Genomic DNA, 16022 nt, shown 5'->3' with positions numbered 1-16022 from the left:
CTTAAAAAACAATTAAACTACCTTTGCTCTACCATGCAAAAAAAGTTTAAAAACTATTTAATAAACACAGAACTTTTCCTTAAAGGCTCCAGCTTTTATAGAGGCATTGTACTTACAATCGCTATTGTTTTACCACTAATAATTTTTAATTTTATAGATTTATTTGCATTAGCTCCTGCTATTGCGCTAGGTTCTTTTTTAAATGCTCCAAGTGATGTTCCTGGTAGTTTAAAACGTAAAATTAATGGTATTCTAATAAGTATATTATTAACACTAATGGTTACGTTTATAATATTTATAAGCAAACCGTTTTTTATTTTACTTCTTTTTGCCATTACAGTTTTAAGTTTTTTTATCAGTTTAATTTCGGTGTATGGTTTTCGCGCTTCTTTAATTTCATTTTCTGGTTTATTAGCTATTGTATTAGCTTTAGCTGTAGAAAAAACAGATTTAAAATCGATACTAATTCATATTAGTTTATTAGCTATTGGTGGAGTTTGGTATTTAGTTGTATCCTTACTTTCTAATTGGTTGTTTCCTAAAAAAGATGACGACCAACTACTCTCTGACACCTTATCTCTTACTGGTGAATTTTTAAAAATTAGAGCCAAGCTACTTACCAAGCAAAATAAGCGTGAAAAATTTTCAAAAAAAGCACTAATACTACAAACACAAATAAGTGAAAAACACGAAACATTAAGAGAGTTACTTTTAGAAGGTAGAAAGCGTTCTGGTAGATCTTTTTCTAACGAGCGAAGATTATTAATATTTATTTCTTGTGTAGATATTTTTGAATTGGCTTTAGCAAATTCCTTAGATTATTCGAAAATAGACACCCTATTTGGCTTACATAAAGTGTATTTAAAATCCTTTAAAAAAATGAATAAAGAGCTGGGAAAACACCTCATCATTTTATCGGAACTATTAATTAAAAAAGGAGAACTTCCAGAATTAGAAATTTTAAATAAAACCTTTACAAAAACAGAAAAAGCAATACAAGAATACGTGCAAATAGTAAGCCTACCAAAAGCACGTGAAGGTGCAATTACACTTAGAAATCTTCAAGATTACCAAAAGCAATTATTACAAGAAGTGAAAGCCGTTAGACGTGTTTTAAAGAAAGTAAAAGACAATACAAAAGCATCTTTAAAAGCACAAGATTCTAAGCAATTTTTAACTTCACAAGATTATAGATTTAATATCTTACTACAGCATTTTAGTTTAAAATCGCCAATGCTTAGACATGCTTTAAGACTTTCTATAACTATCCTTTTAGGTTTTCTTTTAGGAAGTATTTTAGATTTAAAAAACGCCTATTGGATCGTGTTAACTATTATTGTAATTATGCGTCCAAATTATGGTTTAACTAAAGAACGTTCGAAAAATCGAATTATAGGAACTATTATTGGAGCATTAATAGCAACTAGTATTGTTTTACTTACAAAAAACACTACTATTTATATGGTGCTAGCGGTAACTTCTTTAACTTTTGCTTTTTCCTTAATACAACAGAGTTATAAAGTAGGTGCTGCATTTATAACTATTCATATCGTTTTTGTGTATTCGTTAATAGAGCCTAACGCATTTGCTGTAATTCAATATCGAGTTATAGATACTGTCATTGGTGCGAGTTTAGCAGTTTTGGCTAACTATTTACTTTTCCCTAGTTGGGAATACAAAAACCTAGACACTGTAATTATAGATGTAATTTCCTCGAATAAGAACTACTTAGAAGCCACTAAAAAGTTATACCATAATAAAGAAGAAAATAACTTAGCATATAAAATATCTAGAAAAAAGGCTTTTCTTGCTATGAGTAATTTAAATGCCGCTTTTCAAAGAGTCACTCAGGACCCAAAATCAAAACAAAAAGAAGCTGCTTTAATTTATGATATCGTAACGTTAAACCATACGATTCTCTCGGCAATAGCTTCCATTGGAAGCTATATTTTAAATCACAATACTACTTCTGCTTCCGAAGAATTTGATACCATTATCGAAAGTATTTCTAAAGCCTTAAATCATTCTAGCTCTAAACTCGAAAGTAGTAAAACGATTCCTTTTTCCGAAGAGAAAGAAATAGTATTAGCCCATAAAAAGCTACAAGAACGTTATCAAAATTTATCCCAAAAAAGAGATATTGCTATCGAAGCTGGACAAACACAAATTGATGACAAAGCCCTTTTAAATCTACAAGAAGCACATTTAATTAGCAACCAATTGCTTTGGTTAAAATCCTTATCTATTAATTTAACTAATGTAGCAGCAAAATATAAATCGGCTTTTAATTAAGTTTATAAAAAGGGATTCTTTTATATTTAGTCTGCTATAACTTTTAAGTTATCTTTGCACAAAATAAACCACATGTCATTTAAAGACTTACAACTAAATAAACCTTTGTTACGTGCTATTGCCGAAACTGGTTACGACAATCCAACCTTAGTACAAGAAAAAACCATTCCTTTTGTACTGGACAAAAAAGATGTTATTTGTTCTGCACAAACAGGAACAGGTAAAACAGCAGCTTTTGCTTTACCTATTTTGCAACTGTTATACGATAAGCAAGAAGGATCTAAAAAAGGCAAAAAGATTCGTGCAGTTATTGTAAGTCCAACTAGAGAATTGGCCGCTCAAATACAAGAAAATTTTAAAACCTATGCTAAAAACACAAGCTTAACGACTACGGTTATTTATGGAGGTACAAGTATAGAACCTCAAAAAGACATATTAAAAAAAGGAGTCGATATTTTAATTGCTACCCCAGGGCGCTTGTTAGATTTACACAAACAAGATTGTGTTAATCTAGATTATGTGGAAACCTTGGTTTTAGACGAAGCAGATTTAATGCTAGACATGGGATTTATTGACGATGTAAAAAAAATAGAACGCCTTTGTCCAGAAGAAAAGCAAATTTTATTATTCTCGGCAACCATACCTTTTAAAGTAGAACAACTTGCTAATACTATTTTAAAATCGCCAGAACGCATTGAAGTTACACCTACCTCATCTGCTGCAAAAAATGTTAGTCAGGTTTTGTATTACGTACCTAAAAAAGATAAAATCGAACTATGTTTACACTTACTTCGTAACACTATAAAAGGAAACATTCTTATTTTTAGACGCACCAAATTTGGTGTAGATAAGTTAGAGAAGACGCTTTTAAAAAACGATTTTAAAGTTGAAACGATTCATGGAGACAAAGCACAAAACTTACGTCAGGATGCACTTAAAAAGTTTAAAAACGGGTATGTTAATATTTTAATAGCTACAGATGTCGCTGCACGCGGAATTGATATTAACGAACTAGATGCTGTGGTAAATTTCGATTTACCAAATGTGCCGGAAACCTATGTGCACCGAATTGGAAGAACAGGAAGGGCAGGAAACTTTGGAGCTTCCTTTTCCTTGTGTTCTGCAGATGAGAAAGCGTATATAAAAAGCATTCAGCAATTAATTAATGTACAAATTCCTGTAGAAGAAGACCATCCATATCCTTTAGATCCAAATGCAAAACCAGTGAGGCACACCTCTAAAAAAACAGGAAGCAAGCATAAAAAAGGACGTAAAAGTGAAGCTTCAAAAAAGAAAAAGAAGCGTTGGTATTAGTTAATTGTTAATTGTTAATTGTTAAAATAGATCATTTTAGCTTGTATAGAAAATGCTCAGATTGTTTTAATAAATTAATTATCTTGCTTATTAAATATAGTAATTAATGAGAAACGATTATAAATCAGAAGGGTTTAAAAAATTACTCGACAGATTGCAACAAGAAAGTTGGCAATTAGAATTACTTATTTCAGGTTTTGCTATTTTTGGGTTGTTTAGTCTACAAGCATATATTTTTGATGAATATGCACAAAATGTTCAAGATGTTAATATTTACAAAATTGCTTTATTAGCTAGTGCAACACCAATTATTTTTATTTTATTATTCAACTTAATCATACATGTTTTATTACGAGGTTTATGGATTGGTGCTTTGGGTTTACGTTATGTTTCTGGAGATATTGAATATGAAAAACTAAACTACTCCGTAAAATTTACAGCTTACCTTAAGCGAAAAGTTGGTTCTTTTGATAAGTATATCTCTAAATTAGAAGATTATTGCAGCATCATGTTTGCTGTTTCCTTTCTTATGGTTTTTTATGTTTTAGGAATAATTTCGGTGATTTTCATTTTTTCTATTACAAAAAACTATTTCAATTTATACGAAGGCCCGCTTGCCAGCGTATTAAATATTATTGGTAATATTCTAGGCTTCTTTTTTGCTATAGGCATGCTACTAACTTTAATTGATTTTGTATCGCAAGGTTTTTTAAAAAAGAAAAAAGCACTAGCAAATATCTATTTTCCTTTTTATAAGATTTTTAGCCTTTTAACGCTTTCGTTTTTATATAGACCATTAGTCTATAACTTTTTAGATAATAAGTTTGGTAGACGCATTAGCTTATTATTATTTCCACTATATTTTTTAATATTTCTATCTACAGCTACTTATTATAAAACATCAAACTATATAAAAACAACAAGACTTTCAACTAGTCAATATGCAAGTAATAATAATTATTATGATGTATTACCAGAAAAAGAATTTATAAACACAGCAGCAATTACTAGTAAAATTATTACAAAATCTCACCTTCCTTTATTTATACCCTATGTGGAAAGCATTGAAGATCGCATTTTTGAATTCAACCCAACTTTAGCTCCTTTAAAAGACACAAGAGGACTTAGCAGTAATATTACTTTTACCTCTAAAAATTCAAAAACAAATAGAGATAGTTTAGTTACTTTATATTTAAAAACTTTTAAAAGCATATATAAAGTAAGTATAGATAGTACAAAGTATAATCTAGATTATATTATTTCAGAAAACAAAAAGAAACAAATTGGTTTTGAAACGATCATAGATATAGATAGTCTGCAAAACGGTAGACACACACTGCATCTTAAACGAATCATGAAACCAAAAACCGATTCTATTGGTAATATTATTAGTATTCCTTTTTGGTATTATCACGAATAGTTTACACACTTAATCGCTTATCGAAATAATGCTTTAATAAAGGAACTTGAATACAAATCATTAATCCTAAAGATAAAATGGCATACAAAACGGTTTTAGGCAAACTAAATTTAAAAAGAGACTGTGTAAATGCATTATTTGTAAGTTTTCTAAAATCTAAAGCACTAAGCAAACTAGTTTCGGTTGAACTGGTATTGAAAAACAAATAGCTTGTTACTACGAGTAACAAGAACCCAAAAAGAAACCACATATGTTTAGGTATTAATGGTTTATATACAGTAATTTTCTCCTTTTGCAAAGCTTCCACTTGCTCCATTATTGTATTGGTAAAATCTAATGAAGGAGATACTGTAGACATCTCATGCATCATCTTATCTGCTAATTCCTCTATGTTTTTATTTTCTTGCTCTTTCATAACCTTCAATAATTTCTGGTTCTAATTTATTCTGCAAAATAGTAGTCAATTTTTTTCTACTTCTAAATAGTTTCACTTTCACATTATTTGCCTTAACACCAATAACTTTGGCAATCTCTTCCAAAGATAATTCTTCAAAATAATATAAGGTGAGTAACGCACAATCATTTGCTGGCAACATTTGTAAACAATCATGAATCGCTTGTTTTCTTTCTGTGGCTTCTAAACTACTTAAAGCATTGTCTAAAGTTTTAACTTCTTGTTCTGTAAATTCATTTATCGCAACCGTATTTTGCTTCCACTTATTGCTTTTTATTCTATCTAAACAGGTATTATAGGTAATTCTATAAATCCATGTCGAAAATTTGGAATCGCCTTTAAAATGTTGCAATTTTTTAAACACTTTAATAAAAGTGTCTTGCGAAACTTCTTCTGCTTCTTCCCTGTTCTTAACCATTTGCATAGCTAAAGTAAATACCAAGTCTTTATAACGATCTACCAACACAGCAAATGCTTTGGTTTCTCCTTCTAGGATTCTCTGGATAATTATCTGGTCTTGGTTAGTAGTCATTTGCACCTTGGACGACAAAACAGAAGACGTGGTTACATCTATAAAAGAAAAATATTTTGAAAAAGTTGTAACCATCATTTAAAAGTTGTCGTCTTAAGCATAAGAACACATAAAATTAATCAATTTAAACAAACAATTATGGGATCAGAATTAATTATTTTACCAGTAATCTTTGGTGCAATTTTTGGAGTATTTTACTTATACTTCTCTACAAGAAATAAAGAACGCTTAGCACTTATTGAAAAAGGTGCAGACGCCAGCATTTTTACAAAAGGCAAGGGACAAACTGCTCCAATATGGAAGGTGCTCATTTTAAATTTAGCCTTATTATTAATGGGAATTGGCTTAGGTACTTTTATTGCTTCTTTATTAGACACTTACTCCTCATTGGATGAAGATGCTATTTATCCTGCAACTATTTTCTTTATGGCTGGTGTTGGCTTATTTATAGGATTTAATCTGACTAAAAATTTAGATAAAGAATAACAAACACAAACAAAACATCTTAAAAAACTGCTAGCCAATCACTAGCGGTTTTTTTTATTTAAAAATGTATCTTTAGCTTTCAGAAAACATAACTTCTATAATTATGAAAAATATTTTAGCAATCCTTTGCTTGTGTGTTACCATGACAGCATGTAAAAAGGATTCGGAAACAACAAAAACTACAAAAACCGTTACCACTGTAAATACAGACTTTAAAAATATGTTGGACACCTATTATCAAGATGGTTTAAAGCTAAATCCTTTGGCTGCAACTTATGCAGGAGATAATAGATACAATGATAAAATGCCAAACATGCTTAATCCTGCATACAAAGAAAAAGTTTTAGCATATTATAACAACTACAAGAATATTCTAAACACCTACAAAGACCAAGATTTAAATGCTAGTGAGAAACTAAGCAAAGCCACGCTAAATTGGGATATAGATATTAACCTTGCCAATTTAAAATTCAAAAAAGACCTCATGCCAATCGATCAAATGTGGTCTTTAAATTTAAGTTTTGGGCAATTGGCTAGTGGTTCTAGCGCACAACCTTTTGAAACGGTTCAAGATTATAACCATTGGCTAAAACGTGTAGATGGTTATTTAGAGTGGCTCGCTTCCGCGGAAAGTAATATGAAAGAAGGAATGAAAACGGGTTTTGTTTTACCTAAATCGTTAATAATAAAAATCATTCCGCAAATGGCTGCAATGGCGGAAGAAGATGTGGAAAGCCACTTATTTTATCAACCAATTAAAAATCTTCCAGAAGGTTTTTCAGAAGAAGACAAGAAAAAAATAATAGCAGCATACACTACCATGGTAAAAGATAAAGTAATTCCTGCGTACCAAAAAATGCATGCTTTTGTGAGTACTTCGTATTTAGAAGCAGGAAGAGAATCTAGCGGAATTTCGGCAATACCTAAAGGAAAAGAATACTACAACCATCAAATAAAAACATACACAACCACCAATATGACTGCAGATGAAATTCATGAACTTGGTCTAAAGGAAGTCGCTAGAATTTTATCGGAAATGGAAAAAGTAAAAACCCAAGTTGGTTATGAAGGAGACATTATATCTTTCTTTGATTTTGTTAGAAATAATAAAGAATTGATGCCGTTTACAGATCCACAACAAGTATTAGATAACTTTAATGTCATTCATGAAACCATGAAACCAAAATTGGAAGAATTGTTTGATGTAAAACCAAAAACAGCATTTGAAGTAAGACGTACTGAAGCATTTAGAGAAGCATCTGGAAGTGCAGAGTATAATCCAGGTTCTTTAGATGGTACACGACCAGGAATTTTTTATACACCAATTCCAGACGTTACCAAATACAATACATTTAGTGACGAAGCGTTATTTTTACACGAAGCAATTCCGGGACACCATTATCAAATATCACTGCAACAAGAAGACCAAGATTTACCAGAATTTAGAAAAACACTTTGGTATAGTGCGTATGGTGAAGGTTGGGCTTTATACAGCGAGTCACTTGGTAAAGAGTTAGGTTTATATACTGACCCATACCAATATTTTGGAATGTTAGGTATGGAAATGCACAGAGCAATTCGTTTGGTAGTAGACACAGGAATACATGTAAAAGGTTGGACTCGTGAGCAAGCTATTCAATACTCTCTAGATAATGAAGCCGAAAGTGAAGCAAGCATTACTTCAGAAATTGAACGTTATATGGCAAACCCAGGGCAAGCTTTATCGTATAAAATTGGACAACTAAAAATAAGAGAACTACGTGCTAAAAGCGAAAAAGAATTAGGCGCAAAGTTTGATATAAAACAGTTTCATAACCAAGTATTAGAAACTGGTTGTGTACCATTGGCTTTATTAGAAACTAAAATTGATAATTGGATTGCTACAAATAAATAAGTTCTCGATACTTTTCTCCTTGCGTCGAAACACAAAGATTTGTGAAGTATAAACAAATTGTAACGAGAAGTGAAACAAACAATATGACAAAAAACTTAATACTTTTAACTCTTTTACTAAGTGGTTTTATTACTTATAGTCAAACAACTATTCTAGATAAAGAAAATAAAAACCCAGTATCTTATGCTACGGTTTCTTTTGGCAACGGAAATGGAATTTTTGCCGACGATGAAGGTACATTCACTTTTACAAAAAAACTTTATGCAGATATTGACACGCTTTTTATTTCTGCTTTAGGTTATAAAAACACCAAAATAGCAACAGCAAATCTTACAGATACTATTGCGCTTGATGCTTTTCAAGATGCATTAGACGAAGTGCTTTTACGTTATGCACCAAAAGGAAAATCGAAAGTAGAAACCTTAAAACCAACCGTTCATGATGATTATTATAAATGTTGGCTGCCTACTATAGAGAGTGAAATTGCTGTGTATTTTGAAAATGATAATCCTGCGAAACCAAAAAAAGTAAACACTTTACTTTTACCAATAAAAGTAGAGGCAAAAGACTGGAGTAAACGAAAAACAAAAACATCCAACAAGCTTCCTTTTTCAACTTTATTTCGCGTGCAGTTTTATGAAAACAACAACGGAATTCCTGGTGATGTTTTAACCTACGACAAAATAATTTTTAGAGTAACCGAAGCTAGCGAAAGTACTTTTAAAGTAGATGTTACTAGCAATAATATTTTTATTCCAAAAGAAGGTATGTATGTTTCTTTACAAGTATTAGGCTATACCGATAAAGCAGGAAAATTATTACCAAACAAAAAATACAGAGAAGTAAAAACAGCTCGTGGTATTGTAAAAATATCTACAACATTTAGACCACTTTTACCTTTTACAGACCAAGTAAAAACGCCAAAAACTTACGTAAAACGCATCTTTTTAAATAACAATCAATGGATTTTATTTGATAAAAAAAACATTCAAGATTCCAACTTACTAAAAGCGGGGTTAAATAATTATGCTATTGGTTTAGGTTTACAGGTATTCAAAGAAGAATAAATTATTCTACAGGAAAATTAAAATACTGATTTCTATAAGGCTCACCTCGTAACGTAAAATGCCACCACTCTTTTGGGTAATGTCTAAAACCATGTGTACTCATTAAATCATGTAATAGTTTTCTATTGTATTTTTGTTCAATAGTAAGGTCTTCATGCAAATACCAAGAAGCTTTTCCAAAGAAATCAAACGGAGTTCCCATATCTAACTCTTTTCCTGTTTTTAAATCGATAATAGTTAAATCTATAGTGCTTCCGCTACTATGCCTTGATTTGGAAGCGATATAACCATCTCTAAACAAATTACGTTTATCTACATTGGGATAATACTGTTGCTTCTTTAAAGTATCCTTAATATTTTTAGCCCATTTTGAAAAATGATTCACTGCCTCTTGTGGCCTATATGCATCAAATACTTTTAAAGAAAGACTATCTTTTCTTAAATCTTCTTGTACTTTTTTTAAAGCAAAAGCTGCCTGTTTAGTAAGAATACAAACATCAGCGTGATAACCCTCGACTGGTTTTCCAACAAAATTATTATTTAAACAATAACGAAGTTCTAATTGTATATCTGGAATTACCTCATCTACATAAACAAAACCTTCTGGTAATTGTGCAAACACAGATAATTGAAATAGTAAAAATAAAAAGGCAACTTTAATTTTCATTTTAGAATCTTTAAATGCTAATTTAGTTAAAAAAAAACATGTTATTTAATGATCCTGTAAATTTACAAATAGAAGATGGTGAAGTTATCTATTATCCTGAATGCTTTTCATTAAAAGAAGCAAATCGCTTTTTTAATATCTTATTACAAACTATCGAATGGCAACAAGATAACATCACTCTTTTTGGCAAAACATATTTACAACCTCGACTTACAGCATTATATGCTAATAATAACAAACCGTACTCCTACTCTAATATTACCATGAAACCCAAGGTTTTCACAAAAGAACTTTTAGAAATTAAACAACATATAGATAAGGTTTGCAAAACTAATTTTACAACTTGTTTAGCCAATTTATATCGAGATGGTAAAGACAGTAATGGTTGGCACGCAGATAATGAAAAAGAATTAGGTAAAAACCCAATAATAGCTTCGGTGAGTTTTGGAGAAGAACGCATGTTTTATTTAAAACATAAAACAAATAAATCTTTAAAAAAGAAACTGATTTTAAAATCTGGCAGCTTATTATTAATGAAAGGAGCAACACAAGAAAACTGGTTACATCAAGTACCAAAAACAAAGAAAGAAATAGGCAAAAGAATTAATCTAACATTTAGAATTATTTCAAATTAAAGCATAAAAAAAACAGAGGTCCCTCAACCTCTGTTCTTGTAATTTGCATATTATATTATGGTATGATTTAGGGTCTCTAGTATCAACAACATAATGCAAATATTAATTAATTAATCCATTGAACTAAAAGTGTGTCTTTAGTACACTTCAAATATAAAACTTATTTGAAATATCAACGTTTAAAAGTATATATTTTCGATGAAATACACTTTTTTTTAACATTTAATGTCGAAATTAACTAAAATATCGATGAAATGCATATTTATAAAACATGAAATAATATAATTTTTTATCATCTTGTAGATTAATTTCATCTAATTTTACGTTATAAATAATATATAGCGTTTTCTTTTTGCTAAAAATCATTTAAATTATAGGTTATGAAAATAAACTTTTTGATTCTTACTCTATTACTAAGTCTTGTAACTGTTGCTCAAAACAATCTTTTTAATGCTGAAGAAATTGCAGTTAATGAATTAATTGATGGCACACTTCTAACGCCTAACAATTCAAATAAACATGTATTAGCTATTATTATTGCAGGTTCTGGACCAACAAATAGAGATGGAAATCAGAATTTCTTAAAGAATAACTCCTTAAAAAAACTTGCCGAAGGTATATCCAATCAAGGAATCGCAACTTTTAGATATGATAAAAGAATAGTAAAACAAATACGAAAAGGTAAAGTCGATAAGAATATAATGTTCGATGATTATGTTACAGACGCAATTTCTGTAATAGATTATTTTAAAGAAAAGAAAACTTTTTCAAAAATATATATTATTGGTCATAGTCAAGGCAGTCTAATAGGTATGCTTGCAGCAAAAGATAAAGTAGATGGTTATATTTCTTTAGCTGGAGCAGGGCAATCTATTGATGCTGTTATACAAGAACAAATAGAAAAAAATATGGCAACCTATACCGAAGATTCTAAAAGGGTATTTGCCATTTTAAAAGAAAATAAAACAACAACAGACTATCCTCCTGCATTAGCTTCGGTTTTCGATATTAGTTTACAGCCTTTTATGAGTAATTGGATACAATATAATCCTACCGAAAAAATTAAAGAATTAAACATACCTATTCTTATCATTAATGGCACAAAAGATTTACAAGTAACAACTGCTGAAGCAACCCTTCTAAAAGAAGCAAATCTAAAAGCCGAAATTAAGATTATAGAAAACATGAATCACATTCTATTTACTATAGCAGGGGATGCTTTAGAGAACTCGAAATCGTATAACGAATCTTTTAGAAAAATAAATCCTGAGGTTATTGAAAGTATTGTTAGTTTTATAAAATAACACTTCACCAAATTGCAATAAAAAAGAAAAGCATTCCAAAGAATGCTTTTCCTAACTAACCAACCAAAAATTAGTTACTACACTTTTATTAAAAGTAACCACACTTTAAAAAGCTTCTTGTAGTAACTGTAAAGTATATTTCAAATCTCGTGCCAAACTTTCAAAATTCCCTTTTTATTTGGTATTTTGCGTTTATAAACTAACAAACATGGAAAACACACCACTTATTACTAACGATGCAATAGTCTTTGGCTTTTTAATGCTTGCACTAGGCTTTGTATTCTATACAGAGAATATTAAAACAGGGTTTTGGTCTAAATTTTATAAAATCGTTCCTGGGCTATTCATGGCATATATGCTTCCTGCTGTATTAACTTCTATAGGTCTTATTTCTCCAGAATGGGAAACCGTTGATAAAGCAGGAGAAATAGTAAGTCATAAGTCCAGTATATATCATGTATCTAGTCGTTACTTACTTCCGGCAGCATTAGTATTAATGACATTAAGCATAGACTTAAAAGCTGTTTTTAACTTAGGTTGGAAAGCACTCATTATGTTTTTTACAGGAACTATAGGTATTATAATTGGAGGACCAATTGCAATATTATTAATATCCATGGTGTCACCAGAAACGGTTGGTGGTATTGGCCCAGATGCCGTATGGAGAGGCTTATCTACTCTAGCAGGAAGCTGGATTGGTGGTGGAGCAAATCAAACTGCAATGCTAGAAATTTATGAATACAACCAAAAACTCTATGGAGGAATGGTATTTGTAGATATTGTAGTTGCTAATATATGGATGGCAATTATACTTATTGGCATTGGTAAACGTGACCGAATTAATAAATGGTTAAAAGCAGATACTTCCTCTATTGAAGCACTTAAAGAAAAAGTTTCTTCTTATTCCGAAAGTGTAAAAAGAAACCCAAGTTTAACCGATTACATGTTAATTCTAGCTATAGCATTTGGAGCTGTTAGTTTTGCGCATTTATGCTCTGCATTTTTAGCACCATTTTTCGATAATTTAATTTCAGGAATAGAATCACAAAGAACCAGAAACATGCTTACCTTTTTAGGTTCCTCTTTTTTCTGGATGATTAGTATTGCAACCCTTATTGCAATACTTTTATCCTATACCAAAGCAAAAGATTATGAAGGAGCTGGAGCTAGTAAAATAGGTAGCATATTTATTTATGTCTTAGTAGCTTCTATTGGTATGAAAATGGATTTAACTATGATTTTTGACAACTTAGGCCTAATAGCAATTGGTATAGTCTGGATGACCATTCACGCCATACTCTTAATTGTAGTTGCAAAACTTATTAAAGCACCTTATTTCTTTTTAGCTGTTGGTAGTCAAGCAAATGTTGGTGGAGCAGCTTCTGCACCAATAGTAGCATCAGCATTTCACCCATCTCTTGCAACTGTAGGTGTCCTTCTAGCTGTATTTGGATACGCAGTAGGAACAATTGCTGCAATTGGCTGTACTATTTTAATGCGAATGGCAGCTGCAGGATAGAACTATATTTTATCGTTAAATAGGTATTAATAATTATTTATAGCATATTTGCGATTCTTAAAAATAACACTAAATATATTTTCGTTTTCACGGAAATAACTCTGAAATAATTCAGCATAAATGAAAAAAACAATATTTGTACTAGCATTAGCAATTCTTTGTTCTTGCGGTAAAGAGAAAGATTTAACTGTAAAATTGAATATAAAAGGTTTAAAAAAAGGAACCGTATATCTTAAAAAAGCACAAGACACTACTATTATAACTGTAGATTCTTTAGTCATTCAAGGAGAATCTCCAATTATTTTTAACAGCGAATTAGAAACTCCTGAAATGTATTTCTTACAGTTAGATAAAAACACTAGCGAAGATGAAACCATTTCCTTTTTTGCAGATAAAGGAATTACAGAAATAAATACTACCGTTAAAAATTTTGGTATAGATGCAAAAATTAAAGGATCTAAACAGCAAAAAGCTTTAGAAGAATACCTGTTAGTAATGTCTCGTTTTAATAATAAAAACTTAGATTTAATAAAAGAAGAGTTTGAAGCAAAAGTTGCCAATGATACGGCAAAAATTTTAGCAAACACAAAAGCATATAATAGTTTATTAAAAAGTAAATATTTGTATACTGTAAACTTTGCTATAACGAATAAAGACAATGAAATTGCTCCTTATTTAGCTTTAACTGAAATTGCTGACGCACAAACAAAATGGTTAGATACCATAAACAAGGTTTTAACACCTAAAGTTAAAGCTTCTAAATATGGAAAAGAACTTGATGCTTTTCTTATAGAAAGAAAAAAGGAGAACGATTAAACACTCTAAAAACAAAAAAATCCCAAACAGAAATGTTTGGGATTTTTTTTTAGTACTAACTAGTATACTCTTGTAAGTAAGGTTTAAAAAAAACGCTCTAATAAAAAGATTTTTTTTAAGAGTTATTAGAGCTGCTCCAGCAACTACATTCAAGAGAAACTTTTATGTGTAGAGTATAATGTATAAAAAAACCTCTCAAAAAAATGAGAGGCTTTTAAGAGCCGATGGAGGGACTCGAACCCACGACCTGCTGATTACAAATCAGCTGCTCTAGCCAGCTGAGCTACATCGGCAAAAAACGAATGCAAATATAATCTTGTAAACGATATTTGCAAATGTTTTTTCTAGAAATTTATCCTAGTTTATTAATTTTTTCAATTAAAGCAAGCCCCTTAGATTCTAACTCTTGGTTAATTGCCTTAAAATGAGCCTTTTTGTTTTCAACGTTTCTATCGTTAACTTTTGCAATTAATTCATCAAATGTTGCAATAGCTTCATCAATAATTTTCTCGCTTCCTTTTGCATCTTTTTCTGGGTTTGCATATTCCCAAACGTAAACTGCTTCAATAATGTCTCCTAATACATAGTTTATGTCTTTTTTTAGGATTCTTTTATTTGCCATAATATTTTTATTTAATTTGCTGCAAAATTAAACATAAACTTCTAATAGTTTCCCTTTTTTAGAAGAAATTTGATATGTTTTAATTGCCGCTGGAAGTAATAGGGTTTCTCCTTTTTTAATTATTTCGCTTGCATGTGCTGTTTCTATTTCTACTTCACCACTTACACACATATAAATAATAAAAGAGTCTACTTTATTTTCCTTTTTAATTGTCGCTGTTATTTCTAAGTAATTGGTTGTAAAATAAGGGCAATCCACCATTTCATTCTCTTGATTTTCAATTTTAGAATAGTTCACCCTAAAATTGTCTTTCAATTGAAAATTAATTGCATCTATTGCTAAATCATTATGTAACTCTCTTTGGTTACCTTCTGCATCTTCTCTATCCCAATCGTAAACCCGATAGGTAATATCACTTGTTTGTTGTATTTCGGCAAGCATTACTCCTGCTCCAATGGCATGTATTCTACCAACTTCTACAAAATAGGAATCCCCTTCTTTAATTTTTTCAAAATTTAAAATATCTAGAATCGTTTCATCTTCTAGGTGCTTTATATATTTTTCTGGAGTCGTCTCTTGATTAAAGCCTACAATTAAATTCGCATCTTCATCAGCTTGTAAAACATACCACATCTCTGATTTACCAAAGGAGTTATGTCGTGCAGCTGCTAGTGTATCATTTGGATGTAATTGTACAGATAAATTTTCTTTTGCATCAATAAACTTGATTAACAAAGGAAATTTAGCTCCAAATTTTATATAGTTTTTGTTTCCTAATAGGTCTCCTTTGTAAACTTCTAAAAGCTCTTTTATTGTTTTTCCTTTTAAAACACCATTAGCAACTACAGAAGTCACTTCTTCTAAATCGCTAATTTCCCAACTTTCTCCTATATTAGATAAGTTGGTCACTTTATTTAAAAGGTTTTTAAGTTTTTGTCCTCCCCAAATTTTTTCTTTTAAAATGGGTTTAAACTTTATTGGGTATGTTAGCATATTCAAC

General features: G+C 30.5%; 15 protein-coding genes and 1 tRNA gene. 10 read left to right on the top strand and 6 right to left on the bottom strand.

Going from position 1 to position 16022, the window contains the following annotated elements:
• Nucleotides 1-33 precede the first annotated feature (33 nt).
• The 3 genes from Q4512_RS11790 to Q4512_RS11780 all read left to right on the top strand — a co-directional run bounded on the left by Q4512_RS11790 (nt 34) and on the right by Q4512_RS11780 (nt 5026).
• On the top strand, nt 34-2292 hold the full coding sequence (locus tag Q4512_RS11790; RefSeq protein ID WP_303424782.1) for an FUSC family membrane protein: 2259 nt from the start codon (nt 34-36) through the stop codon (nt 2290-2292).
• Between the two features lie 72 nt (nt 2293-2364).
• Nucleotides 2365-3606, top strand: coding sequence for a DEAD/DEAH box helicase (locus Q4512_RS11785; RefSeq protein ID WP_303424781.1), 1242 nt, complete (start codon nt 2365-2367; stop codon nt 3604-3606).
• Between the two features lie 106 nt (nt 3607-3712).
• On the top strand, nt 3713-5026 hold the full coding sequence (locus tag Q4512_RS11780) for a hypothetical protein (RefSeq protein WP_303424778.1): 1314 nt from the start codon (nt 3713-3715) through the stop codon (nt 5024-5026).
• 1 nt (nt 5027) lies between these two features.
• Here Q4512_RS11780 and Q4512_RS11775 read toward each other — a convergent pair whose 3' ends face one another.
• Together Q4512_RS11775 and Q4512_RS11770 are read right to left on the bottom strand one after the other, a co-directional pair.
• Nucleotides 5028-5441, bottom strand: coding sequence for a hypothetical protein (locus Q4512_RS11775; protein WP_303424775.1), 414 nt, complete (start codon nt 5439-5441; stop codon nt 5028-5030).
• Nucleotides 5422-6012, bottom strand: a complete 591-nt coding sequence (locus Q4512_RS11770) for an RNA polymerase sigma factor (protein ID WP_303424774.1) — start codon at nt 6010-6012, stop codon at nt 5422-5424. The genes Q4512_RS11775 and Q4512_RS11770 overlap by 20 nt, the downstream gene beginning before the upstream one ends.
• A gap of 138 nt (nt 6013-6150) precedes the next feature.
• On the opposite strand from Q4512_RS11770, the gene Q4512_RS11765 reads away from it, so the two are divergent.
• From Q4512_RS11765 to Q4512_RS11755, 3 genes are all read left to right on the top strand, one after another.
• Nucleotides 6151-6498 (top strand): DUF6249 domain-containing protein, encoded by a 348-nt coding sequence (locus tag Q4512_RS11765; RefSeq protein WP_303424772.1) that lies wholly within the window; start codon nt 6151-6153, stop codon nt 6496-6498.
• A gap of 103 nt (nt 6499-6601) precedes the next feature.
• Nucleotides 6602-8392 (top strand): DUF885 family protein, encoded by a 1791-nt coding sequence (locus Q4512_RS11760; protein ID WP_303424769.1) that lies wholly within the window; start codon nt 6602-6604, stop codon nt 8390-8392.
• An 83-nt stretch (nt 8393-8475) separates the two neighbouring features.
• Nucleotides 8476-9459, top strand: a complete 984-nt coding sequence (locus Q4512_RS11755) for a carboxypeptidase-like regulatory domain-containing protein (protein WP_303424766.1) — start codon at nt 8476-8478, stop codon at nt 9457-9459.
• A gap of 1 nt (nt 9460) precedes the next feature.
• Here Q4512_RS11755 and Q4512_RS11750 read toward each other — a convergent pair whose 3' ends face one another.
• The gene (locus Q4512_RS11750; RefSeq protein WP_303424764.1) at nt 9461-10126 is read right to left on the bottom strand and encodes a M15 family metallopeptidase; all 666 of its coding nucleotides are present in this window, start codon (nt 10124-10126) and stop codon (nt 9461-9463) included.
• 38 nt (nt 10127-10164) lie between these two features.
• Between Q4512_RS11750 and Q4512_RS11745 the strand changes: the two genes are divergently transcribed.
• The 4 genes from Q4512_RS11745 to Q4512_RS11730 all read left to right on the top strand — a co-directional run bounded on the left by Q4512_RS11745 (nt 10165) and on the right by Q4512_RS11730 (nt 14400).
• Entirely contained in the window at nt 10165-10761 is a 597-nt protein-coding gene (locus Q4512_RS11745; protein ID WP_303424761.1) for an alpha-ketoglutarate-dependent dioxygenase AlkB, read from the top strand.
• 380 nt (nt 10762-11141) lie between these two features.
• Nucleotides 11142-12065, top strand: coding sequence for a S9 family peptidase (locus Q4512_RS11740; protein ID WP_303424758.1), 924 nt, complete (start codon nt 11142-11144; stop codon nt 12063-12065).
• Between the two features lie 208 nt (nt 12066-12273).
• Nucleotides 12274-13584: a DUF819 domain-containing protein gene (locus tag Q4512_RS11735; RefSeq protein WP_303424757.1), complete on the top strand. Its 1311-nt coding sequence runs from the start codon at nt 12274-12276 to the stop codon at nt 13582-13584.
• A 120-nt stretch (nt 13585-13704) separates the two neighbouring features.
• The gene (locus Q4512_RS11730; protein WP_303424754.1) at nt 13705-14400 is read left to right on the top strand and encodes a DUF4369 domain-containing protein; all 696 of its coding nucleotides are present in this window, start codon (nt 13705-13707) and stop codon (nt 14398-14400) included.
• A 219-nt stretch (nt 14401-14619) separates the two neighbouring features.
• Here the strand turns inward: Q4512_RS11730 and Q4512_RS11725 are convergent.
• The 3 genes from Q4512_RS11725 to Q4512_RS11715 form a co-directional block, all read right to left on the bottom strand.
• Nucleotides 14620-14693: transfer RNA gene (locus tag Q4512_RS11725), tRNA-Thr, on the bottom strand.
• A gap of 59 nt (nt 14694-14752) precedes the next feature.
• Nucleotides 14753-15022, bottom strand: a complete 270-nt coding sequence (locus Q4512_RS11720) for a hypothetical protein (protein ID WP_303424751.1) — start codon at nt 15020-15022, stop codon at nt 14753-14755.
• Between the two features lie 27 nt (nt 15023-15049).
• Complete coding sequence (locus tag Q4512_RS11715) at nt 15050-16015, bottom strand: type I phosphomannose isomerase catalytic subunit (protein WP_303424749.1); 966 nt, start codon at nt 16013-16015, stop codon at nt 15050-15052.
• Between the last annotated feature and the right edge of the window lie 7 nt (nt 16016-16022).

Source organism: Oceanihabitans sp. 2_MG-2023 (genome assembly GCF_030547245.1).
Lineage (GTDB): Bacteria > Bacteroidota > Bacteroidia > Flavobacteriales > Flavobacteriaceae > Oceanihabitans.
The sequence above is the reverse complement of the archived record's forward strand: the minus strand, read 5'-3'. Positions and strand labels throughout refer to the sequence as shown.